Source organism: Streptomyces sp. NPDC104106, assembly GCF_055584345.1.
Genome location: NZ_JBVJMF010000007.1, coordinates 174604 through 198568, shown reverse-complemented (window position 1 = coordinate 198568; position 23965 = coordinate 174604). Strand labels below are relative to the sequence as shown.

The following is a 23965-nucleotide window of genomic DNA, read 5'->3' as shown; positions in this document are numbered from 1 at the left end:
GATGAGACGCAGATGACCCTCGACTGCCCGACGGCCCCCGGTCTCAGCCCAGTTGGGCGGTGCCCTCCATGGCGATGCGCTCGAAGACCTTCTCGTCCGCGGCGAAGTCCGTGTCCGGGATGGGCCAGTGGATCACGATCTCGGTGAAGCCCAGCTCCTGGTGCCGGCCGGCGAAGTCCACGAAGGCGTCCAGGGACTGAAGCGGCCCGGAGCGGTCCGGGGTGAAGCCGGTGAGCAGGACCTTGTCCAGCTCCGCCACGTCCCGTCCGGCGGCCGCGCAGGCCTCGGACAGCTTGGCGATCTGACCGCGCAGGGCCTCCACGGACTGCTCGGGCGTGCCGGTCTCGTAGAGCTTCGGGTCGCCCGTGGTCACCCAGGCCTGTCCGTGCCGGGCGGCGAGCTTGAGGCCGCGCGGACCGGTGGCCGCCACCGCGAAGGGCAGCCGGGGCCGCTGGAGGCAGCCCGGGATGTTCCGCGCCTCGTCCGCCGAGTAGAACCGGCCCTCGTAGGTCACCGCGTCCTCGGTGAGCAGCTGGTCCAGCAGCGGCACGAACTCGGCGAAGCGGTCGGCGCGCTCGCGCGGGCTCCACGGTTCCTGACCGAGCGCCGAGGCGTCGAAGCCGGTGCCGCCGGCGCCGATGCCGAGGGTGATCCGGCCGCCGGAGATGTCGTCGAGCGAGATCAGCTCTTTGGCGAGGGTCACCGGATGCCGGAAGTTCGGCGAGGTCACCAGCGTGCCGAGGCGCAGGCGCTCGGTGACACCGGCGGCGGCGGTCAGCGTCGGTACGGCGCCGAACCACGGGCCGTCGCGGAAGCTGCGCCAGGACAGGTGGTCGTAGGTGTACGCAGTGTGGAAGCCGAGCTGCTCGGCCCGCGTCCAGGCCGTGCGGGAGCCTTCGCTCCAGCGGCGGTAGGGCAGGATCACGGTGCTCAGACGCAGACTCATGCGTTCGAGGGTAAGCGGCCCCACCGACAACGGCCCACACGGTCACCGAACGTTCCTGCTCAACCACGGACTGAGCAGGATCAACGGTACGTACTCCGTGTGCGTTCGGTCGCCGGGCAGCGGGACGACCAGGCGGTAGCCGGGCGGGAAGCGGCGCGCCTTGACGTGGGCGAGGCCGTCGAAGACGGAGCGGAGGAAGGCCGGCACGTCGTCGCGCGGGATGTCCGGGCATTCGATGCCCTCCACGGTGATCAGCGCGTCGTCGTCCGGGTAGAGCAGTACGCTCACCCGGGGCACGCCGCCGAACTCGACGTACGCCTCGTGCGGCAGGGAGCCGTCCGGGTCGGTGGTCATGCCGAAGCCCGCGGTCTCGCGGCGGGAGGTCCGGTCGGCGCCGATGTCGTCGGTCACCTCGATCTCGCGCGCGTAGCGCTCGGCGAGGGCGCGCAGGGCGTTGACGGCGGCCTGGGTGGTCGGCAGATGCTCGTGCGGGTGGTCCATACCAGCGATGACGGTGGCTTCCGTATGAAGGTTCCTCGGACCGGAGGCGAAAGCGCAGGTCACGCCGGGTCGAGCGCAGGGGGCGGCGCGGGTGGACGCGGCGTCGCGCGGGCTCAGCGGGGGCCGGGGAGGCGCAGGTAGCGCGGTGGTACGTGCTTCGTCAGCCAGACACCGTTGGCGCTGCGGCGGAACACATGTCCGTCGCGGTGCATGGCGCCGGCGTCCACGGCGAGCACGACCGGGCGGCCGCGGCGGGCGCCGACCCGGGCGGCGGTCTCGCGGTCGGCGGACAGGTGGACGTCGTGCCGGGCCATGGGCCTGAGCCCCTCCGCGCGGATCGCGTCCAGGTTGCGGGCGACGGTGCCGTGGTAGAGGTACGGCGGCGGGGCCGCCGGGGGAAGGCCGAGGTCGACCTCGATGCTGTGGCCCTGGCTGGCGCGGATCCTGCCGCCCTCGACGGCGAAGCGCCGCTTGTCGTTGACGGCCACCACGTGGTCCAGTTCCTCGCGCGTCACCGGGAACCCGTGGGCGGTGGCCGCGGCGATCAGCGCGTCGATCTCCACCCAGCCGGCCGCGTCCAGGGTGAGACCGATGCGCTCCGGCTGGTGACGCAGGTGCTTGGAGAGGTATTTCGACACCTTCACGGTGCGTCTTTCGTCCATGCCTCCAGGGTGCGGGAGAGACGTGGATCACGCAGGTTTTTTTGTTCGCAGGTTTGATCCACAACCAACTGCAGTTATCCACAAGGGACTTGCGGGCCTTGTGGATAACTGGCGTACCCATTAGTCTGATTCGCGAAGTTCTCTGCTTTCAAAGGCCTCTGAAGCGAGATGGTCCAACGCGCGGGCGTGCACCTCGCGTTCTGCGGCCAGTGCGATGAACTCGGAGATGCGGTCGGAACCAACAAGCCCTTCCACCACGGTGATCGTGTCGACGGGCAGGGCCACGGGCCGGGTCGCGGTGGACGTGTTCGCCGACGTCTGCGCGACCAGTCGTGTGCGCAGGTGCCGCGTCGCCAAGCTGCGCATGGCGCGGGCCAGTTCGGCCTCCATCGTCTGCTGGGCCAGCGGGCGCAGCCTGCGCACCAGGCAGGCCGCTTCCGCCGCGTGCGCGTCCGTGCGGTGCCCGGGGTCGTCCAGGTAGCGCGCGAAGACGTACTCGGTGGTGAACTCCAGGAAACGCGAGGCGATGTGCTCGACCTGGCTCCTCAACTCCCGTAGATGGCCCGAGATGGCCGACAGCGGGACTCCAGCCGCGTGCAACTCGACGGCGGCGGACAGCTCTTGGGGACTCGGCACCAGGAAGGTGTCCGGGTCGCCGTCGATCCGCTCCAGCACGCCCAGCTCGACCGCCTCCGCCACGGCGCCGTCGTCGGGCGCGCCGCCGAAGCGGGAGTCCAGCTCGGCGCGGGTGACCCGGTCGGGCCGCTCGTCCGTCCAGGGGCCGTCCACCTCCGTGACCAGTCCGAGTACCCCGCCGAGGCCTCGTCCGGTGTCCCAGGCCTCCAGCAGCTCCTTGATCGAGGCCAGGGTGTAGCCGCGGTCGAGGAGATGGGCGATCTGGTGCAGCCGGGTGACGTGCGCCTCGGAGTAGAGGTTGGCGCGCCCCCGGCGCTCGGGCCGGGGGAGCAGACCGCGGTCCTGGTAGGCGCGGATGGTCCGCACCGTGGTGGCCGTGTGGTGCGCCAGGTCCTCGATGCGGTACGCGGCGGTCGGCGCTCCGGTCATGTCACAGCCTCGGCTCCACGCGCGCGACGCGCCGCAACGCCCCGGGCAGGAAACGGGACATGAGCTGGGCGCCGCGCGCCTCGGGGGTCACCGGGACGACCGCCCTGTCGCAGATCACCGCGTCCAGGATCGCCTCGGCCACCTTCTCCGGCGGGTAGTTGCGCCTGCCGTACAGCCGGGCGGAGTTCCTCTGCCGGCGGCGTTCCTCCGCCGCGTCGACCCCCGCGAAGCGGGCGGTCGAGGTGATGTTGGTGTTGACGATGCCGGGGCAGATCGCGCTCACCCCGATGCCCTGGCCGGCGAGTTCGGCCCGCAGGCACTCGGAGAGCATCAGCACCGCCGCCTTGGAGGTGCTGTAGGCGGGCAGGGCGCGGGAGGGCTGGAAGGCCGCCGCCGAGGCGATGTTGACGATGTGGCCGCCCTGGCCGCGCTCGCTCATCCGCGCGCCGAAGAGCCGGCAGCCGTGGATCACCCCCCACAGGTTCACATCCAGGACCCTGCGCCAGTCGTCGGTCGTGGTGGCGAAGAAGGAGCCGGACAGGCCGATTCCCGCGTTGTTGACCAGCACGTCCAGCACGCCGTACGCGCGGTGCACCTTCTCGGCGAGCTTCTCCATGGCCTGTTCGTCGGAGACGTCGGCGGTCTCCGCCCAGGCCTCGGGCGCGCCGATCAGCCGGGACAGCTCGGCGGTGCGGGCCGCGGCCTCGGCGTCGCGGTCGACGGCGACGACGCGCGCGCCGGCCTCCGCGAAGGCGAACGCCGTGGCCCGGCCGATCCCGCTGCCCGCCCCGGTGACCAGCACCAACTGTCCGCCGAACCGGGCGGCATGCCGGCTCGTGGCCTTCGGTCCGGGCCGGCCGCCGTCGACCGAGCCGACGAACTCGCTGATCCAGTCGGCGAGTTGGTCGGGCCGGGTGCGCGGGACCCAGTGCTTGGCCGGGATCGTGCGGCGGGTCAGCTGCGGCACCCACCGCTCCAGGTCGTCGTAGAGCCGCTCGGACAGGAACGCGTCGCCCTGTGGCGTGATGAGCTGCACGGGCGCGTGCGCGTACGCGTCCGGGCGGGGCCTGGTCAGCCGGGCGCGGACGTTGTCCCGGTACAGCCAGGCGCCGTGCGCCGCGTCGGAGGGGAGGGAGGCGGTCGGGTAGTCGCCGCCGGGCACGCGCTCGACCCGCCGCAGGATCCCAGGCCAGTGCTTGCCCAGCGGGCCGCGCCAAGCCAGCTCGGGCAGGGCGGGGGTGTGCAGCAGGTAGACGTACCAGGACTTGGCGCCCTGGCCGAGGAGCTGGCCCACCCGGCGGGGCGTCGGACGCTTCACGCGCGCGTTGATCCAGTGGCCGAAGTGGTCCAGGGACGGGCCCGAGATCGAGGTGAAGGAGGCGATGCGGCCCTCGGTGCGGCCCACCGTGACGAACTCCCAGGACTGCACCGAGCCCCAGTCGTGTCCGACCAGGTGCACCGGCCGGTCCGGGCTGACCGCGTCCACGACGGCCAGGAAGTCGTCGGTGAGCTTGGGCAGGGTGAAGCCGCCGCGCAGCGGCCGCGGCGCCGTCGAGCGGCCGTGGCCCCGGACGTCGTACAGGACCACGTGGAAGCGGCCCGCGAGCCGGGCGGCGACCTCCGACCAGACCTCCTTGCTGTCCGGGTAGCCGTGCACCAGCACCACCGTCGGCTGCTCCGGATCGCCCAGCTCGGCCACGCACAGCTCGACCCCACCGGTCGCCACCCGGCGCTCCCGCGCACCTTCCAGCGTCACTTCTCCTCCGCCCAGCGCCGCACGTGCGGCAGATCGTCGTCCAGCCAGAACGCGCTCTGTTCGGGGTCCCTGGAGTCGGTGACCACCAGGATCTCCTCGAACTTCGCGCCCGTACCCCTGAAGCCGAGGTGGGGTTCGACCGCCCACAGGCCCGGCTGCGGCGGGTGGTCGGAGAAGCGGTACGGCGACCACAGGGGCGACCAGCCCTCGCGGTGGCCGTGCAGCGCGTCGGAGGCCAGACCCTTCAGGGACTGCGTACCGAACCCGAAGAGGTGGGGTGACCAGCGGCGCTGTCGCACGCGGTCCACCTTGTGGGCGATCACGCCGAAGGGGTACGCGCGATGCCGGTTGGCGTAGCCCTGGCGGACCATGAGCCGGTCCACGTCCTCGTAGATCTCGCGCAAGGGGCGTCGCTCGCGCACCTCGCGCAGGATCAGCTCCCGGTGCGCCTCCAGGTCGGCCACCAGCCGGTCCTGCACCGGGTTCACGCCCAGCGAGCCCGCGTAGCCGATGTCCGCCGTGCAGCCCTCGTGGACCGGCGCCATGTCCAGGATGAACGGCATCCCGGGCTCCAGCGCACGGTCGGTGGGGAAGAACTGCAGGGGTACACGGAAGTTCACGAAGGCCGTGCGGTCGCCGAACCAGGCGAAGGGCAGGTGGAACCAGTCCCGCACCCCGCGCTCGCGCAGCCACTCGCGCTGCATCCGCGCCGCCTCGCGCTCCGTCACGCCCGGCTCCAGCCGTGCCGCGACCGCCTCCGCGCACTCGTAAGCGAGGCGCTGCACCCGCCTGAACCCTCGCAGCTCCGCGGAGAGTTCGCTGCTCACTGCCGTCGTCATGCCGCCCCGTCCCGTCGTGCCGCCGGTCCGACGCCGGCTGCGGTACGCGTCCGTAACTTGACACTGGTGAATGTGACAGTTGTTAGAGGTGGCGTCAATAGGGATGCTGGCAGGCTGTGGAAAACCCGCGGTAACCCTGAGGAGGGGCATCCCCTAGGGCCCCGTAATACCTGGGGCTGACTCCAAGACGGCTCTGAGGTCTGACGACCGGCGTGGCCCGCATCACTACCGTCGGAGGCGTGACTGTGATCGCGACCGAAAGCCTGAGCAAGCGGTTCCCGAGGGTGACCGCTCTCGACCGGCTGTCCGTGGACATCGGACCCGGTGTGACCGGACTCGTCGGAGCCAACGGCGCCGGCAAGTCCACCCTGATCAAGATCCTGCTGGGTCTGTCCCCCGCCACGGAGGGCCGCGCCGAGGTGCTCGGCCTGGACGTCGCCACCAAGGGCGGCGCCATCCGCGAGCGCGTCGGGTACATGCCGGAGCACGACTGCCTGCCGCCCGACGTCTCGGCCACCGAGTTCGTCGTCCACATGGCGCGCATGTCCGGCCTGCCGCCCACCGCCGCCCGCGAGCGCACCGCGGACACCCTGCGCCACGTCGGCCTGTACGAGGAGCGCTACCGCCCCATCGGCGGTTACTCCACCGGCATGAAGCAGCGGGTGAAGCTCGCCCAGGCGCTGGTGCACGACCCGCAGCTGGTCTTCCTGGACGAGCCGACCAACGGCCTCGACCCGGTCGGGCGGGACGAGATGCTCGGCCTGATCCGCCGCGTCCACACCGATTTCGGCATCTCGGTCCTGGTCACCTCCCATCTGCTGGGCGAGCTGGAGCGCACCTGCGACCACGTCGTCGTCATCGACGGCGGCAAGCTCCTGCGCTCCAGCTCCACTTCCGACTTCACCCAGACGACGACCACCCTCGCGATCGAGGTCACCGACAGCGACGCCCACCCGGACGGCACCCGCGCGGTCCGCGAGGCGCTCCACGCGCGCGGGGTGGACACCCAGGGCGAGGGCGCCGGGCTCCCCGGCGCCGGCCACATCCTGCTGCTGACCGCCGAGGGCGAGGAGACCTACGACCTCGTCCGCGACGTCGTCGCCGACCTCGGCCTCGGCCTGGTGCGCATGGAGCAGCGCCGGCGCCACATCTCCGAGGTGTTCACCGACGGCGACGCGCACAGCAGCGACGAGCAGCGGAAGGAGGCCGTCGGACATGGCGGTTGAGCACCCGATGCCGGTTCCGGCCGGTGACCAGACCCGCATCCACGACATCGGCTACCGCGGCTACGACGGCCCCCGCCTCGGCCGCGCCTACGCCCGCCGCTCGCTGTACGCGCAGTCCCTGCGCGGCGCCTACGGCCTCGGCCGCTCGGCGAAGTCCAAGGTGCTGCCGATGCTGCTGTTCGCGGTGATGTGCGTGCCCGCCGCCATCATGGTGGCCGTCACGGTCTTCACCAAGGCGCACGAACTGCCGGTGGCCTACACCCGCTACGCGATCATGCTGCAGGCCGTGATCAGCCTGTACGTCGCCGCGCAGGCCCCCCAGTCCGTCTCCCGCGACCTGCGCTTCAAGACCGTACCCCTGTACTTCTCGCGGCCCATCGAGACCGCCGACTACGTCCGCGCCAAGTTCGCGGCACTGGCCTCGGCGGTCTTCATCCTGACCGCCGCTCCCCTGCTCGTGATGTACGTGGGCGCGCTCCTGGCCAAGCTCGGCTTCGCCCACCAGACGAAGGTATTCGCCGAGGGACTGGTCTCCGTGGCCCTGCTCTCCCTGCTGTTCGCCGGCATCGGTCTGGTCATCGCCGCCGTCACCCCGCGCCGCGGCTTCGGCATCGCCGCCGTGATCGCCGTGATGACCATCTCCTACGGCGCGGTCTCCACGCTCCAGGCCATCGCCAGCGTGCAGAACCACACCTCCGCCATCCCGTGGATCGGCCTGTTCTCGCCGGTCACGCTCATCGACGGCGTCCAGTCGGCCTTCCTCGGCGCGACCGCCCGCAACCCCGGCGCGATCAGCCCCTCGGCCGGGCAGGGCGTGGTCTACGTCCTGGTCGTGCTCGCCCTGATCGCCGGCAGCTACGGCCTGCTGATGCGCCGCTACAAGAAGGTGGGACTGTGACCACGCTCAGCATCGACCACGTCTCCCGCTGGTTCGGCAACGTGGTCGCCGTCAACGACATCACCATGACGATCGGCCCCGGCGTCACCGGACTGCTCGGCCCCAACGGCGCCGGAAAGTCCACCCTGATCAACATGATGGGCGGTTTCCTCGCCCCCTCCACCGGCACGGTCACCCTCGACGGCCGGCCGGTCTGGCGCAACGAGGCCGTCTACAAGCACATCGGCATCGTCCCCGAGCGCGAGGCGATGTACGACTTCCTCACCGGCCGCGAATTCGTCGTGGCCAACGCCGAGTTGCACGGCCTCGGCGCCAAGGCGGCCCAGAAGGCCCTGGCCACCGTCGAGATGGAGTACGCGCAGGACCGCAAGATCTCCACGTACTCCAAGGGCATGCGCCAGCGCGTGAAGATGGCGAGCGCCCTCGTCCACGAGCCGTCGCTGCTCCTGCTCGACGAGCCGTTCAACGGCATGGACCCGCGCCAGCGCATGCAGCTGATGGAGCTGCTGCGGAAGATGGGCGACGAGGGCCGCACGGTGCTGTTCTCCTCGCACATCCTCGAAGAGGTCGAGCAGCTCGCCCGGCACATCGAGGTCGTCGTCGCGGGCAGGCACGCGGCCAGCGGCGACTTCCGCAGGATCCGCCGGCTGATGACCGACCGCCCGCACCGCTACCTGGTCCGCTCCAGCGACGACCGCGCCCTCGCGGCCGCGCTGATCGCCGACCCCTCCACGGCCGGCATCGAGGTCGACCACAGCGAGGGCGCGCTGCGCGTCCAGGCCGTCGACTTCGGCCGCTTCACCGCCCTGTTGCCGAAGGTCGCCCGGGACCACGGCATCCGCCTCCTCACGGTCTCGCCGTCCGACGAGTCCCTGGAGTCCGTCTTCTCGTATCTGGTCGCGGCGTAGGAGGCCGAAGATGTACGACCCCACTGTCGCCCGGCTCACCTACCGGGCCCTGCTCGGCCGACGCCGGGCCCTCATCCTCGGCGCACTGCCGCTGCTGCTGATCGTGATCTCCGTGGCCGTGCGCGCCCTGTCCGGAGCCGACGACCAGACGGCCGCCAACGTCCTCGGCGGGTTCGCGCTCGCCACGATGGTGCCGATCATCGGCGTCATCGCCGGCACGGGCGCGATCGGCCCCGAGATCGACGACGGCTCCGTCGTCTACCTGCTGTCCAAGCCGCTGAAGCGGCCCACGATCATCTTCACCAAGCTGATCGTCGCCATCGCCGTGACCATGGTCTTCTCGGCGGTGCCGACCCTGGTCGCGGGCCTGATCCTCAACGGCAACGGCCAGCAGATCGCCGTCGCCTACACGGTCGCCGCGCTGGTCTCCTCCATCGCCTACTCGGCGCTGTTCCTGCTGCTCGGCACGGTCTCCCGGCACGCCGTGGTCTTCGGGCTCGTCTACGCGCTGGTGTGGGAGGCGCTGTTCGGCTCCCTGGTGCCCGGCGCCCGCACGCTCAGCGTCCAGCAGTGGTCGCTGGCGGTCGCCCACAAGGTCGCCGGCGGTGACCTCGTGACCTCCACCGTGAGCCTGCCGACGGCCACCGTGCTGCTGGTCGCGGTCACCGTGCTGGCCACCTGGTACGCCGGCCAGAAGCTGCGGTCGCTGAAGCTCGCGGGCGAGGAGTAGGCCTCCGGCGCCTTGACGGTGACTTCATCTCGGCCCGGGCACACTGGACAAAGCGGATGAGCGGCTAGGAGGCCGGAGATGGCAGAGGAGATGCCGGGGAGCGACGGTCGCGGGCGGTCCGAGGGCGACGTCCGGGACGGGCTGGACGGCCTGGTCCTGGGCGAGGACTTCATACGCGGCGCCGAGACCTCCGAGCCGTCCGCACGGGCCCGTATGCTCGCCGCCCGCTGGCGGGCCGAGGAGCCGGAGCCCCAGCCGTGGCGCTCCGACGAGCCGCCGGCGGGCTGGTTCTTCAGCAAGGCGCGGCGTCGCAGGTGGCGCCGCCGCTAGGGCGGTCGGCCACCGGATAATTCGGTGGCGCCCAACTCGGCGGCGGGGCAGAGTGGTTGTGCCCCATCCGCCGGGAACGTCCCGGCGCCGCGATCCGGGAGTGGAGGTGGGCGATGCCCATGCACGGCAGTACGCCCAGCTCCCGTCAGGACGGCCCGAGGCCGGCTCCGGTGTAGTTACCCCGCCGTAGAGCCAGAGGAGCTGTCCGGGGCGGCCGCTTCGAGCACGCGAGCGTTGCGCTTGCGTGGGCCGCCCACCCGGAGGATTGGCCGAGTGGTAAGGCACCGGTTTGCTCAACCGTGGTCGGGTCTCACAGCCCCGCGCACGTTCGATCCGTGCATCCTCCGCAGAAGAAACCGAAAGCTCAGCCCAGCATCCGTTCCAGCACCACCGCGATCCCGTCCTCCTCGTTGGAGGACGTCACCTCGTCGGCCGCCTCCCGGAGCGACTCGTGGGCGTTGGCCATGGCCACACCTCGCGACGACCAGGCGAACATCGGGATGTCGTTGGGCATGTCGCCGAAGGCGATCGTGTCCGCGGCCTTCAGGCCCAGGCGGCGGGCCGCCAGGGACAGGCCCTTGGCCTTGGACAGACCGAGCGGCAGCAGCTCCACGATGCCTTCCCCGGCCATCGCCACGGTGACGAAGCCACCCGCCGCACGCTGGGCCGCCTCCGCCAGTTCGTCGTCGGACAGCGTCGGATGCTGTATGTAGATCTTGTTCAGCGGGGCCGTCCAGAGGTCGGACGCGTCCGTGAAGGGGGTCGCGGGCAGGGCGCCCGTGACCGCGTAACCCGGCCCGACCAGTACCTCGCCGTCCAGGCCGTCCCGGCTCGCCGCCAGGTACAGCGGGCCCACCTCGGCCTCGATCTTGGCCAGGGCCACGCCCGCCAGCTGACGGTCCAGGGTGACCGAGGTCAGCAGGCGGTGCGCGCCGGCGTCGTAGACCTGTGCGCCCTGGCCGCAGACGGCGAGGCCGTCGTAGCCGAGGTCGTCCAGGACGTGCCGGGTCCAGGGGACCGCGCGGCCGGTGACGACGATGTGGGCCGCGCCCGCCGCGGTGGCCGCGGCGAGCGCGTCTCGGGTGCGCCGCGAGATCGACTCGTCGGAGCGCAGGAGCGTTCCGTCGAGGTCGGTGGCGATCAGCCGGTACGGGAACCCGGTCACTTGGCGACCGGCTCCAGGACCTCCCGGCCGCCCAGGTACGGGCGCAGCACCTCAGGGATCCGGACCGAGCCGTCGGCCTGCTGGTGGTTCTCCAGGATCGCCACGATCGTGCGCGGTACGGCGCACAGCGTGCCGTTGAGGGTGGCGAGCGGCTTGACCTGCTTGCCGTCACGCATCCGGATCGACAGGCGGCGGGACTGGAACTCGGTGCAGTCCGAGGTCGAGGTCAGCTCGCGGTACTTGCCCTGGGTCGGGATCCACGCCTCGCAGTCGAACTTGCGGGCCGCCGAGGCGCCGAGGTCGGCGGTGGCGACGTCGATCACCCGGAACGGCAGCTCCAGCGAGGTCAGCCACTGCTTCTCCCACTCCAGCAGGCGCTGGTGCTCGGCCCGGGAGTCCTCGGGGTCGACGTACGAGAACATCTCGACCTTGTCGAACTGGTGCACCCGGAAGATGCCCCGGGTGTCCTTGCCGTGCGAACCGGCCTCGCGGCGGAAGCAGGGCGAGAAGCCGGCGTACCGCAGCGGCAGCTTGTCGGCGTCGATGATCTCGTCCATGTGGTAGGCCGCCAGCGGGACCTCGGAGGTGCCGACCAGGTACAGGTCGTCCTTGTCGAGGTGGTAGACGTCCTGGGCCGCCTGGCCGAGGAAGCCGGTGCCCGCCATGGACTGCGGGCGCACCAGTGCCGGGGTGAGCATCGGCGTGAAGCCGGCGGCGGTGGCCTGGGCGAGTGCCGCGTTCACCAGGGCCAGCTCCAGCAGGGCGCCGACGCCGGTGAGGAAGTAGAAGCGGGAGCCGGAGACCTTGGCGCCGCGTTCGACGTCGATCGCGCCGAGCAGCTGGCCCAGCTCCAGGTGGTCCTTGGGCTCGAAGCCCTCGGCGCCGAAGTCACGGATCGTGCCGTGCGTCTCCAGCGTGACGAAGTCCTCCTCGCCGCCGACGGGCACGTCGGGGTGGACGAGGTTGCCGAGCCGGAGCAGCAGCTCCTGGGTCTCGGCGTCGGCCGCGTCGCGCTCGGCGTCGGCGGCCTTGACGTCGGCCTTCAGCTGCTCGGCGCGCCCCAGCAGCTCCGCCTTCTCGTCGCCGGTGGCCTTGGGGATCAGCTTGCCGAGCTGCTTCTGCTCGGCGCGCAGCTCGTCGAAGCGGACGCCGGAGGACCTGCGCCGCTCGTCGGCAGACAGGAGGGAGTCGACGAGCGCGACGTCCTCTCCACGGGCGCGCTGGGACGCGCGCACACGGTCGGGGTCCTCACGAAGCAGGCGAAGGTCAATCACGAGGCCAAGGCTACCGGTGCGGGCTCGCGGCTCACGAATCACTATTCGGTGAGGTTCCGATCAGTAGCCATTTAGGCGTCTATGTTCCGTTATGCGTAATTTGCGGAACGTGCAAGGGTGCGTCCCGGGGACAGGTCGAGATCGCGTCAAGCGAAAGTGTCTCACTCCCTGGGACGGGGCGCGCTCGGGGTGCCCGGTTGACCGGATTCCCTTGTGGGGAACGGGACTTCACAGCCTCTCTGTCCACAGGGGGGCACACCCCCTCGAAGAGTTATCCACAGGCTGTGTGGAAGATCTGTGGACTTCGGAATTGATCACTCCGAAACTTCGGCGCGGACCGGAGAATTCCCAGGGCAAACCTGGGTGACACCCACCTTTAGGTGGAAAGCCGTCGCCCTAAAAGATGAATCCACGGAAACGGCTGGACGAAGGGTGAGGTGCGGGGTGGTGGCCGGAGCAAGGCCCCGAGGGGCGATTTGTCGACCGGTCCACCCGCCCTTGTCGACTTGTCCCCAGGTCGAGAAGCGGACCTGTGGATAACTTCTGTGGATAACGATGGTATGCAGGTAGGACTGGCCGGAACCGGTCCTCCGGTGGCCCTAGAACCGGCCGTCCTGGCAGCGCGCCACCCAGTCCGACGCTGCCATGAACTCCTCGTCCGAGGTCCACGCCGGGGTCGACCGCGCCTCGGCCGGCGTGATGTCCGCGCGCGGGTAGGAACCGAGGAAGCGCACCTGGAGACAGAGCCGCTTCAGCCCCATCAGCGCCTCGGCCATGCGCCGGTCGGCGATATGACCCTCGGCGTCGATGCAGAAGCAGTAGTTGCCGATCCCGGCGCCGGTCGGCCGGGACTGGAGCAGCATCAGGTTGATCCCGCGAGAGGCGAACTCGCCGAGCAGGTCCCGCAGGCCACCGGGGTGGTCGTCGCGCTGCCACAGCACCACCGAGGTCTTGTCGGCACCGGTCGGTGCGGCGGGCCGGGCCGGGCGGCCGACCAGCACGAACCGGGTCTGGGCGTTCTCGGCGTCGTGGATCCCGGTCTCCAGGGCTTCGAGGCCGTACCGGGCGGCGGCGAACTCGCCCGCGAACGCGGCGTCGTAACGGCCCTCCTCGACCAGACGGGCGGCGTCCGCGTTGGAGGCGGCCGACTCCCAGTGCGCGTCCGGGAGGTGAGCGCGCAGCCAGTTGCGCACCTGCGGCTGGGCCGCCGGGTGGGCGGAGACCGTCTTGATGTCCGTGAGCTTCGTGCCGGGCCGGACCAGCAGCGCGAAGGTGATCGAGAGCAGCACCTCGCGGTAGATGGTCAGCGGCTCGCCCGCGACCAGCTCGTCCAGGGTGGTCGTGATGCCGCCCTCTACGGAGTTCTCGATCGGGACGAACGCGGCCTCGGCCTCGCCCGCCCGCACCGCGTCCAGCGCGGACTGCACCGACACGTACGGGATCAGCTCCCGGGTGGCGGATTCCGGGAGTGTCCGCAGGGCGACTTCGGTGAACGTGCCCTCGGGACCGAGATACGCATAGCTCGCTGGCATGTCCTCACCCTAATGGCCGCGCGCCGCCCGGGCCCGGGTGTCTCACGAGAGTCGCTCGACCGGGTGGTTTGAACCGTGAAAGCCCACTAATACCGGTAAACCCAGTAACCCGCCGGCTCCTCCGGCGGACTCCGGGCGGGCTAGCCCTCCAGCAGCCGCTGCCCCACGTACTCGCCCGGCGCCGCCCCGCCCGGCACCGCGAACAGGCCGCTCGCCTCGTGCCGGATGAACTGCGAGAGGGCGTCGCCCCGGTCGAGCTTGCGCTGCACGGTGACGAAGCCGCGCAGCGGGTCCGCCTGCCAGCAGACGAAGAGCAGGCCGGCGTCCGGGGTGCCGTCCGGATCGAAGCCGTCGTGGTACGAGAACGGCCGCCGCAGCATGGCCGCGCCGCCGTTCTGGTCGGGCCGGGTGATCCGGGCGTGCGCGTTGAGCGGCACGACGTAGTCGCCCTTGGCGTCGGCCTTCTCCAGGTCCATCGGCGTCGTCTCGTCGCCCCCCGACAGCGGCGCCCCGTTCGACTTGCGCCGCCCGATGACCTGCTCCTGGGCCGCCACCGACAGCTTCTCCCAGTCGTCCAGGAGCATCCGGATGCGGCGTACGACGGCGAAGGAACCGTTCGCCATCCAGGCGGGCTCGCCCGAGGCGGGCACGAAGATCCGCCGGTCGAAGTCGGAGTCCGTGGGCTTGGGGTTGCGGGTGCCGTCGAGCTGGCCCATGAGGTTGCGGGCCGTCATCGGGTGCGCGGTGGCGCCCGGTGTGCGGTTGAAGCCGTTCATCTGCCAGCGCAGCCGGGCCGCGCCGCCCGCGTCCTTCTGGATCGCGCGCAGGGCGTGGAAGGCCACCAGGGCGTCGTTCGCACCGATCTGCACCCACAGGTCGCCGTCGCTGCGCGCCTTGTCCAGATGGTCGGAGGAGAAGTCCGGCAGCGGGTCGAGCCCGCTCGGCCGCTGCTTCTCCAGGCCGGTCCTGTCGAAGAAGCCGTACCCGAAGCCGAAGGTGATCGTCAGCGAGGAGGGTCCGGCGTCCCGGGCCACGTCGGTGTCGTCGTGCGGCGCGGCCTCGCCCGCCATCAGTCGCTCGGCCGTCGTCGACCAGCGGCGCAGCAGGGCCGCCGCCTCCTTGCGGCCGGCGCCCGCCACGAGGTCGAAGGCGGCGAGGTGGCCGCGCGCCTGGAGGCCTTCGGTGATGCCGGGCTGATGTTTCCCGTGAAACATCGCCCGGTCGGCGCCCACCGAGGTCAGGGGGGTGGCCTGGGCGGGCGTGGCCGCGTAGCCCAGGGCTCCGCCGGCCGCGCCGAGCACGAGCCCGGTGGCGCCTGCGGTGCCGAGCAGCGCGCGCCGGGAGACGCCCTGGCCGCCCGCGGACCGGGGGGACTGTGCGGCCTCGGCGGGGGCGGGGGCCTGCGGGATGGACTGGTCGGGCATGGTGGGGTTCAGCCGATCTGCGCGTTCTTGGAGACGGTCACCTGGTCGATGTCGGAGGTCCGCACGGTGACGGCGATCTTCCAGTCGCCGGCCATGGGGATCTGTACGCCGTTCGCCGACCAGTGGCCGGTGGTGATGTGGTCGGGGATCACGGGAAGGGGGCCGATCTTCTTCGCCTCAAGGGTGAACTCGACCTTCACCTCGGGGATGTCGAAGGCCTGCCCGTTGGGTTTCTGGACGTAGACGTGCATCTCGTTGGCGCCCACGTTCGCAGGGTCGAGGTCGATGCTGACCACGCCCTTGCCGTTCGTGCCACCGGTGTCGAACGGCATGTCCAGCGTCAGCGCGCCGTTCGTGGGCGCCGTCGCCGAACGGGCGGAGGACGAGGTGGCGGCCCTGGCCTCCAGCTCGGTGCGGCCGGGCTCGGTCTGGGTCAGCCAGGTGGTCACCGCGAGCAGGACGACCGCGACACCGGCCTCGGCGAGCACCGAGCGGCGTAGTCCGAAGCGGTGCGCGTCGCTGTCGCGCAGCCGCTTCTGCCGGGCGGTGGCCATCGCGGCCCGCTGCCGGGCGAGCTGCTCGGCGCGCTGCGGGTTGCCGCTCGTCCTGCCCTTGCCGGTGGACCGCTTGGCCGCTCCGGTGGCCACCCGCTCCTTCTCGGACTCCTCGGACGCCTCGGCAGCCTCCTGCACCGCCTCGGCTCCCGCGCCCGCGCCGGCGGTGTCGGCGAGGCGCCGCGTCCAGCGCCGGGACACCGACGCGATGCCGACCATCACCGCCACGAGCCCGATCTTGACCAGCAGGAGCTGCCCGTACCGGGTGTCGGTGAACGCCGACCACGAGCCGAGCTGGCGCCAGGACTGGTAGGTGCCGGTCGCCACGAGCGCGACGACCGAGCAGAAGGCCAGCCGGGAGAAGCGGCGGACGGCGGCGGCCTCCACCGGTGTCTCGGCGGGCGCCCGGTACAGCGCGACCAGCAGGGCGGTGAGCCCGCCCAGCCAGGCGGCGACGGCGAGCAGATGGACGACGTCGACGGCCATGGCGATGCCCGGCTGCAGCCCGACCGAGGCGTGCTCGGCCATCGCCCAGCTGGTGGCGAGCCCGGCCGCGACGACCGCCCCGCCGATCGCCAGCCCGAAGGTCAGGTCGCGCTTGTCCTGGCCCTCTTCCCGCTTGGTGTAGGCACCGAAGAGGACGGCGATGAACAGCGCGGCGGCGGCGAGCAGCAGCAGCCGGGAGACCAGGGCCGCGCCGGTCTTGGTCTGGAGCACCGGGCCGAGCAGCCCGAGGTCGAAGACGTCCCCGAACTTCCCACTGGTGGTGTACGCGCCGCGCAGGAGCAGCAGCCACAGGGTGGCCGCGGTGAGCGTGAGCCAGCCGCCGACGACCAGCCGCTGCACGGCCCGTACGCCCGCGCCGCGCTGCCAGCAGGCGATGACGAAGGCGGCGCCGCCCGCGAGCACGATGAAGCCGGCGTACGACGCGTACCGGCCGATCGCGTAGAGCGCGCCCACGGTTCCGCCGCCCGCGGTGGGCCCGGTGCCGGTGACGACCGTCGGCGAGGGCGCGCCGACGGAGAAGGTGTAGGCACCGGCGACGGGGTGGCTGTCGGCCGAGACGACCTGGTAGGTGACCGTGTACGTGCCCTTGCCCAGACCGCTCCTGAGCCTGACGGCGTACGTCGTCCCGCTCAGGTTGGCCGGCTTGCCGGTCTGGACCGGCTTGCCGCGGGGGTCGAGGACGCGCAGGGAGTCGTCGTTCATCGCCACCTTCTCGGAGAAGGTGAGCGCCACCTGGCTGGGCGCCTGTTTGACCACCACCCCCTGTGCGGGGTCGCTGCCGGTCAGCGCGGCGTGCGCGGAGGCCGGGGCGGCACCCGCGAGCAGCACGCCGGCGACGGCGAACAGCAGCAGCACCAGGCTGCGCAGGGCGCCGCTCCTCCCCTTGGGGGTGATGGTCCGGGTCACGGTGGTCCTTCCCTCAGCGGCCGGTCGACGGGTTGTACGTCGCGGACTTCACCGGCATCTCGACGGTGAGGGCCCCGGACTTGGCGAACCGGAGCGTCACGGTGACCGTCTGGCCCTGCTTCGGCTGTCGCTTCAGCTTGTCGAACATCAGATGGTTGCCACCGCTTTTGAACACGAGTTGACCGTGGGCCGGTATGGCGAAGGAGGCCTGCTCCCGCATGGCGCCGCCGGTGGTGCTGTGCATGGTGACCTGGCCGGCGTCGTCGCTCGTCACCGAGGTCAGCCTGTCGTCGGCGCCGCCCTTGTTGGTGATCGTCAGAAAGCCGGCCGCCATGTCGGCGGAGACCGGCTGCGGCATGTACGGGCCGTTCACCGACAGCTCGGCCCTGGCCGGCTGCGACCCGGAGTCGGAGCAGCCGGCGAGGGCCAGCGCACCGGCGAGGGCGGCGGCGCCGGTCGCGAGCGCGGACCGGCGGGTCAGAGGACGGCTCACGGGTTGGCTCCCTTGACGAGCTTGGGCAGGTCCCTGGTGTAGTCGTCGACGGTGGCGTTCTCGCCGTAGAGGACGTAACCGCCGTTCGTCTTCGGTGAGAAGACGATGACCTGCGTGCCGTGGACCGAGACCAGCTTGCCGTTCTTGTCCTTCGTCGTCGGCTCCACGGAGATGCCGAGGGAGCGGGCGCCGGCCCGGATGGTGGAGAAGTCGCCGGTCAGGCCGATGAACTGGGAGTCGATGCCCTTGAGCCACTTGCCCAGTTCGGTGGGGGTGTCGCGGCCGGGGTCGGTGGTGACGAACACGACCCGCAGGTCGTCCTGCTCGGCCTTGGGCAGCGCCTTCTTGGCGACGGCGATGTTGCTCATCGTCGTCGGGCAGATGTCGGGGCAGTGCGTGTAGCCGAAGTAGACCAGGGTCGGATGGCCCTGGGTCTCCTTGCGGAGGTCGTACTTCTTGCCGTGCGTGTCGGTGAGGACCAGGTCCGGCTTGGCGAAGGGCTGGTCGAGCACGGTGGCGGCCTTGCCGGGGTCCGACTCCTGCGAGACCACGGTGACCGGCGACTTGCCGTCGTCGCCGCTGCCGCAGGCGGAGAGGGTCAGACCGGCGGTGGCGGCGAGCAGCACGGCCGCTGCGAACGTCTTCTTGCGCATAGAGAAATGTCCCAGATGTGAGAACTCCGGTGCGCACCGGGGCCGGACGGGAGAGTCGTCCGCACCTGCCCGGAGGGCGGGCCGACGAGCGTGTCGTACGGCCCCGGTGCGCGGTCCGGAAGGAAGAGGGCTAGGCGGTGCGGCGGCGGCCCGCGAAGACGCCGTAGGCCACGCCCGCGGCGCCGACGACGATGCCGAGGACGCCGAGCACGCGCGCGGTGGTGTCGGTGCCGTGCGAGCCGGAGGCCGCGGCACCGGTCTTGTCACCGGTCGGGTCGGAGGCGTCCTTGGCGTCGGCGGTCCCGCCGTGGCTGCCGGCCGCGGCGGACAGGGTCAGCACGGGCGCCGGGTTCTCCGGCTCGTCCTGGCCGGCCTGCGGCATCTCGATCCAGCGGACGACCTCCTTGTCGGAGTACGTCTGAAGTGCCTTGAACACGAGCTGGTCGGTGTTCTCGGGCAGGGCGCCGACGGACAGCGGGAACTTCTGGAAGTAGCCGGGCTGGATGCCCTTGCCGTCGGCGGCGGTCCAGGTGACCTTGGAGACGGCCTCGTCGATCTTCTGGCCGTGCACGGTCAGCGGCTTGACCAGCTTGGCCTTGGTGACCTGCACGTTCCAGCCGGCGACCGGCTCGGGCATGACCGAGGCGAGCGGGTGGTCCGTGGGGAAGCTGACCTCGATCTGGGTGGTCGAGGCGTTGTCGCGCTCGTTGGGCACCTTGAAGTCGACGACCGCGTAACCGCCCTTGGCGGCGGCGCCCTCCGGCTGCACGGTGACGTGCGCGAAGGCGGGGACGGACAGGGCGAGGACGGCCGTGCCCGCGACGGCGGTGGCGGCGGTGAGCCGAGAGGCGATACGAGAAGCCTGCATGGCAGGAGCACTCCACTCTGAGAGTTTCCGGTGACGTAGAGAGGTACGCGGGCGCGTGCCGGTGCCGGTGGAGCGGTGCCGTCGGTTGATTCCGTGGGCTGTCCCGGGCTTTTCCGAGGCTTTCCGGATCGCGCACGCGCGCGTGCCGCGCGACGGCGGCCTCTCCACCGGGTCTCCACCGGGGGGAGTGCTCGCGTCGCGTCAGGCGGCGAGGACGAGGGCGGCGGCGGGCGGGCCGCGCCGGATCACCGTGTGCTGGAGCGCGGTGGTGTGCGGGGCGGGCGAGTCGTCCCGGGCGGCGCGCCGGGCGCGTGCGGTCGGCCCGGCGGGCAGCAGCCCGGTGCACAGGGCGCACGCCAGCGCGAACGCGGCGCGCAGCGACCGTACGAGCGCGCCCTCGGCGACTCCGTGCGCCGACAGCTCGATCAGCCGCAGCAGGGCCAGGTCGCCGCGCCGCAGCAGCCAGCCGGCGGCGACGGCCGCGAGCACGTGGCCGAGCAGCATCGGCAGCGAGGGCAGCAGTCCCCCGGTGGAGCCGGCGGCGTCGTGGGTGCCGGTCAGGACGCCCAGGGCGGGGGCGGGCCGGCCCGCGCGGTCGATGAGGTGCGCGTCGAGCAGCAGGTGGAAGGCGTGGCCGGGGGTGAGGGCGGCGGCGTTCGACCCGCACAGCAGCCGCGCGGCCTGCTCGACGAGCGCGCTGTCGCCGAGCGACGAACCCGCGGCGCCCGGGGCGCCGGTCGTGCCGACGGCGGGCGTCGCGCCCATGACCATGCCGCCGGAGGCCGCCGCGGCTCCGTGCTGGCCCAGCCCGAACAGCGCGTGCAGCGCGGTCTGGCCGAGCGCGAGGAGCGCGGCGATGCCGGGCAGCGAGCGGGCCCGCCCGGCGAGCGGCACCACGACCAGCAGACAGCCCAGGAACCCGGCGCCGAGCGTCCACAGCGGCACGCTCGCGCAGGAGGCCAGGGCGTGTCCGCACGCGGCCAGCACGACACAGACCGCGGCGAACACCGCGGCCCGCAGGACCTGGAGCCCGGCTCCGGGGTGCGCCGTGCGCGCGTGGGGGGCAGTCATGGCGGCCCCATCATCGCACTGCGCCTACCGGCTTCCTACGGCAGGGCGCCGGAGCCGTCCCTCATACACCGATTCCTCCCGTGGCGCATCGGCTGTATGGGCGGTGTCACGTCAACAGGGTGCTTACGGTCGCGCACGGGCGGCAATACGTAACGGTATGTCGAGCCGCGGCCAGGAGGCTGGAGCATGAGCATCTGGTGGTCACTCCATCTGCGCCGCGAGGCAGCGAGCGTGCCGCTCGCCCGGCGGTTGCTGATCGGCACGATGGAGACGGCGGGGGTGGACCCCGAGATCTCCTACGACCTGTCCGTCGCGCTGACCGAGGCCTGCGCCAACGCCGTCGAGCACGGCGGCGGATCCCGCGACGGCTCTGCGGAGGCGTACCGGGTGACGGCGTACCTCGACGGCGAGAAGTGCCGCATCGAAGTGGCCGACTCGGGGACCGGCTTCACCCGCACCCACGACCTGCGCCCCGCCCGCACGGACGCCGAGCACGGCCGCGGTCTGTGTCTGATCCGGGAACTGGCCGATCACGTCCACATCGGCGCCAAGCCGGGCCGGGGCGGGACGGTGGTCAGCTTCGACAAGATCCTGAAGTGGACGAAGGACCCGTCGCTGCTGACGGCGTGAGAGCGGCTGCCTCCTTCGTCCGCTGCCCTCTTCTTCGCCGGCTTCATCTGCCGAGCACCTTCGCCAGCGCCTCCAGCGCCTCCGGGTAGGTCCGTTCGCGAGGCGTGCCGTAGCCGACGACCAGGCCCTGGGGGCGGTCTTCGGCACCGGGGGTGTGCCAGTGGTCGCCCAGGGCGCCGAGGGCGAGGCCCTGGGCCTGCGCGCGGGCCAGGGCCTCGCCCTCGTCCGGTACGTCGATCAGCGCGTGCAGTCCGGCCGCGATCCCGCGTACGCCCCGGCCGCCGCCCAGCCGGTCCAGGAGCTGGTCCCGGCGGCGCCGGTAGCGCAGCCGGCACGCGCGCACGTGCCGGTCGTAGGCGTGGCTGTCGATCAGTTCGGCGAGCGCGAGCTGGCCGATGGTCTCGGTGTGGTGGTCGGTGTGCAGCTTGGCGTCGGCGACCGCGTCGACCAGGTGCGGCGGCAGCACCATCCAGCCGAGGCGGAGCGCGGGGCCGAGGGTCTTGGAGGCGGTGCCCAGGTAGACCACGTGCCCCGGTGCCATGCCCTGGAGCGCGCCGACCGGCTGGCGGTCGTAGCGGAACTCGCCGTCGTAGTCGTCCTCGACGATCAGTGCGCCACGCGCGCGTGCCCAGTCGCCGAGCGCGCGGCGCCGCTCGGGGTGCAGGGTCACGCCGGTCGGGTACTGGTGCGCGGGGGTGACCACCACGGCGGCCGCGTCGCCCAGTTCCGCCGGACGCACCCCGCGCGCGTCGACCGGCACCGGTACGACCGTCCCGCCGCCCCGCCGCACCACCTCCCGGTGGAACGGCAGCCCGGGGTCCTCCATGGCGACGGTGGCGCCGCCCAGGACGCGCGTGAGAAGCGCGAGGCCCTGGACGTACCCGGAGGTGATGACGATCCGTTCCGGGGGCGCGACGACGCCGCGGGCGCGGCCGAGGTAGCCGGACAGGGCCGTGCGCAGTTCGACGCGACCGCGCGGGTCGCCGTAGTCGTACGCCAGGGAGGGTGCCGTCGCGATGGCGCGGCGCAGCGCGCGCAGCCAGGCCGCCGCCGGGAACGCGCCGACGTCGGGGCTGCCCGGGCGCAGGTCGAAACGCGGCGCACGCGCGCGTGCGGCGGTCCGCGGGCCCGTGGTGTCCAGGGCGGGCGGCAGCGCGGCGACCCGGGTGCCCGAGCCCTGCCGGGCCGTCAGGTACCCCTCGGCCACGAGCTGGTCGTACGCCGCCTTCGCCGTGCCCCGGGAGACACCGAGGTCGGTCGCGAGCCGCCGGGTGGCGGGCAGCCGGGTCCCGGGGGTGAGCCGTCCGTCCCGGATGGCGTCCCGCAGCGCCCGTTCCAGTCCGGTCCGTCGGCCGTCTCCCGCGTCGGTCTCCAGATGCAGGTCCACTCCCGCGGCGGACCAGAAGTCGTCCACGAATACCCTCCCCCTAGGTATGCCAATGGCCGGGCACCTCCCCGGTACCCGGCCATTGAAACGCAGATCAGCCCTTGAGCGAGGCCATCCAGGCCTCGACCTCGTCGGATCGGCGCGGCAGCCCGGCCGAAAGGTTTCGGTTGCCGTCCTCCGTCACGAGGATGTCGTCCTCGATCCGGACGCCGATGCCCCGGTACTCCTCGGGCACCGTCAGGTCGTCGGCCTGGAAGTACAGGCCCGGCTCGACGGTGAGCACCATGCCCGGCTCCAGGACACCGTCGACGTACGTCTCGGTGCGAGCGGCCGCGCAGTCGTGGACGTCCATGCCGAGCATGTGGCCCGTGCCGTGCAGGGTCCACCGGCGCTGCAGGCCCAGCTCCAGGACGCGCTCGACCGGGCCCTCGGCCAGGCCCCACTCGACGAGCTTCTCGGCGAGCACGCGCTGGGCGGCGTCGTGGAAGTCGCGGTACTTGGCGCCCGGCTTCACGGCCGCTATACCGGCCTCCTGGGCCTCGTAGACGGCGTCGTAGACCTTCTTCTGGATCTCGCTGTACGAGCCGTTGACCGGCAGCGTGCGCGTGACGTCGGCCGTGTACAGGGTGTGGGTCTCCACGCCGGCGTCCAGCAGGAGCAGGTCGCCGGAGCGGACCGGGCCGTCGTTGCGGACCCAGTGCAGGGTGCAGGCGTGCGGGCCGGCGGCGCAGATCGAGCCGTAGCCGACGTCGTTGCCCTCCACGCGCGCGCGGAGGAAGAACGTTCCCTCGATGTAGCGCTCGGACGTGGCCTCCGCCTTGTCCAGGACCTTCACGACGTCCTCGAATCCGCGCACGGTCGAGTCGACGGCCTTCTGCAGCTCGCCGATCTCGAACGCGTCCTTGACCAGGCGTGCCTCGGAGAGGAAGACCCGCAGCTCCTCGTCGCGCTCGGCGGTGACCTTGTCCGTCAGCGCCGCCTCGATGCCGGCGTCGTAGCCGCGCACCACGCGCACCGGGCCGGTGGCCTCGCGCAGCGTGTCGGCCAGTTCGCGCACGTCGGCGGCCGGGATGCCGTAGAGCGCCTCGGACTCGGCGAGGGAGTGGCGGCGGCCGACCCACAGCTCGCCCTGGCCGGAGAGCCAGAACTCGCCGTTCTCGCGGTCGGAGCGCGGCAGGAGGTAGATCGTCGCCTCGTGGCCGTCGCCCTTCGGCTCCAGGACGAGGACGCCGTCCTCGGTCTGGTCGCCCGTGAGGTAGGCGTATTCGACGGAGGAACGGAAGGGGTACTCGGTGTCGTTCGAGCGGGTCTTCAGGTTGCCCGCCGGGATCACCAGGCGCTCGCCCGGGAAGCGGGCGGAGAGCGCGGCACGGCGGCGCGCGGTCTCGGCGGCCTGCGGGACCGGCTGCAGATCGCGCAGCTCCGTGTCGGCCCAGCCGGACTTCATGTTCTCGGCCAGCTCGTCGGAGACGCCCGGGTACAGGCCGTTCTTCCGCTGCTTGATGGGCTCCTCGGACTCCTCCGGCGTCTCCGGGTTCTCCGGGATCTCCGGGTTGAGTTCGTCGGCCACGTGCTCCTCCTCGGTACGGCGTGTGATCTCCCCCGGCGGCCCGCGCTGCTCGCGATCGTGTCCGAGCGGG

General features: G+C 71.9%; 23 protein-coding genes and 1 tRNA gene. 7 read left to right on the top strand and 17 right to left on the bottom strand.

Annotated elements, in window-relative coordinates:
- Positions 1–43 precede the first annotated feature (43 nt).
- The 6 genes from ACZ60X_RS18885 to ACZ60X_RS18860 form a co-directional block, all read right to left on the bottom strand.
- Complete coding sequence (locus ACZ60X_RS18885) at positions 44–946, bottom strand: LLM class flavin-dependent oxidoreductase (RefSeq protein ID WP_469599607.1); 903 nt, start codon at positions 944–946, stop codon at positions 44–46.
- A 42-nt stretch (positions 947–988) separates the two neighbouring features.
- Positions 989–1447 (bottom strand): hypothetical protein, encoded by a 459-nt coding sequence (locus ACZ60X_RS18880; protein WP_469599605.1) that lies wholly within the window; start codon positions 1445–1447, stop codon positions 989–991.
- Between the two features lie 113 nt (positions 1448–1560).
- Positions 1561–2109 carry an RNA 2'-phosphotransferase gene (locus tag ACZ60X_RS18875; RefSeq protein WP_469599603.1) on the bottom strand — a complete coding sequence of 183 codons (549 nt, stop codon included), beginning with the start codon at positions 2107–2109 and terminating at the stop codon, positions 1561–1563.
- Positions 2110–2229: 120 nt separating this feature from the next.
- Positions 2230–3174, bottom strand: coding sequence for a MerR family transcriptional regulator (locus ACZ60X_RS18870; protein WP_469599600.1), 945 nt, complete (start codon positions 3172–3174; stop codon positions 2230–2232).
- 1 nt (position 3175) lies between these two features.
- Positions 3176–4930, bottom strand: coding sequence for an SDR family oxidoreductase (locus ACZ60X_RS18865; RefSeq protein WP_469599598.1), 1755 nt, complete (start codon positions 4928–4930; stop codon positions 3176–3178).
- Positions 4927–5769, bottom strand: coding sequence for a M24 family metallopeptidase (locus ACZ60X_RS18860; RefSeq protein WP_469599596.1), 843 nt, complete (start codon positions 5767–5769; stop codon positions 4927–4929). Before ACZ60X_RS18860 ends, ACZ60X_RS18865 begins: the two co-directional genes overlap by 4 nt.
- A 245-nt stretch (positions 5770–6014) precedes the next feature.
- On the opposite strand from ACZ60X_RS18860, the gene ACZ60X_RS18855 reads away from it, so the two are divergent.
- From ACZ60X_RS18855 to ACZ60X_RS18830, 6 genes are all read left to right on the top strand, one after another.
- A complete protein-coding gene (locus tag ACZ60X_RS18855) occupies positions 6015–6995 on the top strand; it encodes an ABC transporter ATP-binding protein (RefSeq protein WP_469600052.1) in 981 nt (326 codons plus the stop codon).
- Complete coding sequence (locus ACZ60X_RS18850; protein WP_469599593.1) at positions 6985–7893, top strand: ABC transporter permease subunit; 909 nt, start codon at positions 6985–6987, stop codon at positions 7891–7893. The genes ACZ60X_RS18855 and ACZ60X_RS18850 overlap by 11 nt, the downstream gene beginning before the upstream one ends.
- Entirely contained in the window at positions 7890–8801 is a 912-nt protein-coding gene (locus ACZ60X_RS18845; protein WP_469599591.1) for an ABC transporter ATP-binding protein, read from the top strand. Before ACZ60X_RS18850 ends, ACZ60X_RS18845 begins: the two co-directional genes overlap by 4 nt.
- A 10-nt stretch (positions 8802–8811) precedes the next feature.
- Complete coding sequence (locus ACZ60X_RS18840; RefSeq protein WP_469599589.1) at positions 8812–9531, top strand: ABC transporter permease subunit; 720 nt, start codon at positions 8812–8814, stop codon at positions 9529–9531.
- A gap of 78 nt (positions 9532–9609) precedes the next feature.
- On the top strand, positions 9610–9861 hold the full coding sequence (locus tag ACZ60X_RS18835; protein ID WP_469599587.1) for an SGM_3592 family protein: 252 nt from the start codon (positions 9610–9612) through the stop codon (positions 9859–9861).
- Positions 9862–10120: 259 nt separating this feature from the next.
- Positions 10121–10208: transfer RNA gene (locus tag ACZ60X_RS18830), tRNA-Ser, on the top strand.
- Positions 10209–10225: 17 nt separating this feature from the next.
- On the opposite strand, the gene ACZ60X_RS18825 is transcribed toward ACZ60X_RS18830, so the two are convergent.
- The 9 genes from ACZ60X_RS18825 to ACZ60X_RS18785 form a co-directional block, all read right to left on the bottom strand.
- Positions 10226–11026, bottom strand: a complete 801-nt coding sequence (locus tag ACZ60X_RS18825; protein ID WP_469599585.1) for an HAD family hydrolase — start codon at positions 11024–11026, stop codon at positions 10226–10228.
- Positions 11023–12300, bottom strand: a complete 1278-nt coding sequence (gene serS, locus ACZ60X_RS18820) for a serine--tRNA ligase (protein WP_469599583.1) — start codon at positions 12298–12300, stop codon at positions 11023–11025. Before serS ends, ACZ60X_RS18825 begins: the two co-directional genes overlap by 4 nt.
- 599 nt (positions 12301–12899) lie before the next feature.
- Positions 12900–13832, bottom strand: coding sequence for a prephenate dehydratase (gene pheA, locus ACZ60X_RS18815; RefSeq protein WP_469599581.1), 933 nt, complete (start codon positions 13830–13832; stop codon positions 12900–12902).
- A gap of 140 nt (positions 13833–13972) precedes the next feature.
- Complete coding sequence (gene efeB, locus ACZ60X_RS18810; RefSeq protein ID WP_469599578.1) at positions 13973–15256, bottom strand: iron uptake transporter deferrochelatase/peroxidase subunit; 1284 nt, start codon at positions 15254–15256, stop codon at positions 13973–13975.
- A gap of 8 nt (positions 15257–15264) precedes the next feature.
- Positions 15265–17223 carry a copper resistance CopC/CopD family protein gene (locus ACZ60X_RS18805; protein ID WP_469599576.1) on the bottom strand — a complete coding sequence of 653 codons (1959 nt, stop codon included), beginning with the start codon at positions 17221–17223 and terminating at the stop codon, positions 15265–15267.
- Positions 17224–17236: 13 nt separating this feature from the next.
- Positions 17237–17716 carry a copper chaperone PCu(A)C gene (locus tag ACZ60X_RS18800; RefSeq protein WP_469599574.1) on the bottom strand — a complete coding sequence of 160 codons (480 nt, stop codon included), beginning with the start codon at positions 17714–17716 and terminating at the stop codon, positions 17237–17239.
- Entirely contained in the window at positions 17713–18369 is a 657-nt protein-coding gene (locus ACZ60X_RS18795; RefSeq protein ID WP_469599572.1) for an SCO family protein, read from the bottom strand. Before ACZ60X_RS18795 ends, ACZ60X_RS18800 begins: the two co-directional genes overlap by 4 nt.
- Before the next feature lie 130 nt (positions 18370–18499).
- Complete coding sequence (locus ACZ60X_RS18790; protein WP_469599570.1) at positions 18500–19237, bottom strand: YcnI family copper-binding membrane protein; 738 nt, start codon at positions 19235–19237, stop codon at positions 18500–18502.
- Between the two features lie 201 nt (positions 19238–19438).
- Positions 19439–20308 carry a hypothetical protein gene (locus ACZ60X_RS18785; protein ID WP_469599568.1) on the bottom strand — a complete coding sequence of 290 codons (870 nt, stop codon included), beginning with the start codon at positions 20306–20308 and terminating at the stop codon, positions 19439–19441.
- Between the two features lie 186 nt (positions 20309–20494).
- On the opposite strand from ACZ60X_RS18785, the gene ACZ60X_RS18780 reads away from it, so the two are divergent.
- Positions 20495–20938 carry an ATP-binding protein gene (locus ACZ60X_RS18780; protein WP_469599566.1) on the top strand — a complete coding sequence of 148 codons (444 nt, stop codon included), beginning with the start codon at positions 20495–20497 and terminating at the stop codon, positions 20936–20938.
- A 43-nt stretch (positions 20939–20981) separates the two neighbouring features.
- Here ACZ60X_RS18780 and pdxR read toward each other — a convergent pair whose 3' ends face one another.
- Both pdxR and ACZ60X_RS18770 read right to left on the bottom strand, forming a co-directional pair.
- Positions 20982–22352 carry a MocR-like pyridoxine biosynthesis transcription factor PdxR gene (gene pdxR, locus ACZ60X_RS18775; RefSeq protein WP_469599563.1) on the bottom strand — a complete coding sequence of 457 codons (1371 nt, stop codon included), beginning with the start codon at positions 22350–22352 and terminating at the stop codon, positions 20982–20984.
- A gap of 67 nt (positions 22353–22419) precedes the next feature.
- Positions 22420–23895 (bottom strand): aminopeptidase P family protein, encoded by a 1476-nt coding sequence (locus ACZ60X_RS18770; RefSeq protein ID WP_469599561.1) that lies wholly within the window; start codon positions 23893–23895, stop codon positions 22420–22422.
- Positions 23896–23965 lie beyond the last annotated feature (70 nt).

Excerpts from the sequence above, each read along its gene's own strand:
- ACZ60X_RS18835 (WP_469599587.1), top strand. The coding sequence starts at position 9,610 with ATGGCAGAGGAGATGCCGGGGAGCGACGGTCGCGGGCGGTCCGAGGGC.
- ACZ60X_RS18860 (WP_469599596.1), bottom strand. The coding sequence starts at position 5,769 with ATGACGACGGCAGTGAGCAGCGAACTCTCCGCGGAGCTGCGAGGGTTC.
- ACZ60X_RS18795 (WP_469599572.1), bottom strand. The coding sequence starts at position 18,369 with ATGCGCAAGAAGACGTTCGCAGCGGCCGTGCTGCTCGCCGCCACCGCC.
- pheA (WP_469599581.1), bottom strand. The coding sequence starts at position 13,832 with ATGCCAGCGAGCTATGCGTATCTCGGTCCCGAGGGCACGTTCACCGAA.
- ACZ60X_RS18875 (WP_469599603.1), bottom strand. The coding sequence starts at position 2,109 with ATGGACGAAAGACGCACCGTGAAGGTGTCGAAATACCTCTCCAAGCAC.
- ACZ60X_RS18850 (WP_469599593.1), top strand. The coding sequence starts at position 6,985 with ATGGCGGTTGAGCACCCGATGCCGGTTCCGGCCGGTGACCAGACCCGC.
- efeB (WP_469599578.1), bottom strand. The coding sequence starts at position 15,256 with ATGCCCGACCAGTCCATCCCGCAGGCCCCCGCCCCCGCCGAGGCCGCA.
- ACZ60X_RS18840 (WP_469599589.1), top strand. The coding sequence starts at position 8,812 with ATGTACGACCCCACTGTCGCCCGGCTCACCTACCGGGCCCTGCTCGGC.
- ACZ60X_RS18785 (WP_469599568.1), bottom strand. The coding sequence starts at position 20,308 with ATGACTGCCCCCCACGCGCGCACGGCGCACCCCGGAGCCGGGCTCCAG.
- ACZ60X_RS18885 (WP_469599607.1), bottom strand. The coding sequence starts at position 946 with ATGAGTCTGCGTCTGAGCACCGTGATCCTGCCCTACCGCCGCTGGAGC.
- ACZ60X_RS18790 (WP_469599570.1), bottom strand. The coding sequence starts at position 19,237 with ATGCAGGCTTCTCGTATCGCCTCTCGGCTCACCGCCGCCACCGCCGTC.
- ACZ60X_RS18780 (WP_469599566.1), top strand. The coding sequence starts at position 20,495 with ATGAGCATCTGGTGGTCACTCCATCTGCGCCGCGAGGCAGCGAGCGTG.
- ACZ60X_RS18870 (WP_469599600.1), bottom strand. The coding sequence starts at position 3,174 with ATGACCGGAGCGCCGACCGCCGCGTACCGCATCGAGGACCTGGCGCAC.
- ACZ60X_RS18880 (WP_469599605.1), bottom strand. The coding sequence starts at position 1,447 with ATGGACCACCCGCACGAGCATCTGCCGACCACCCAGGCCGCCGTCAAC.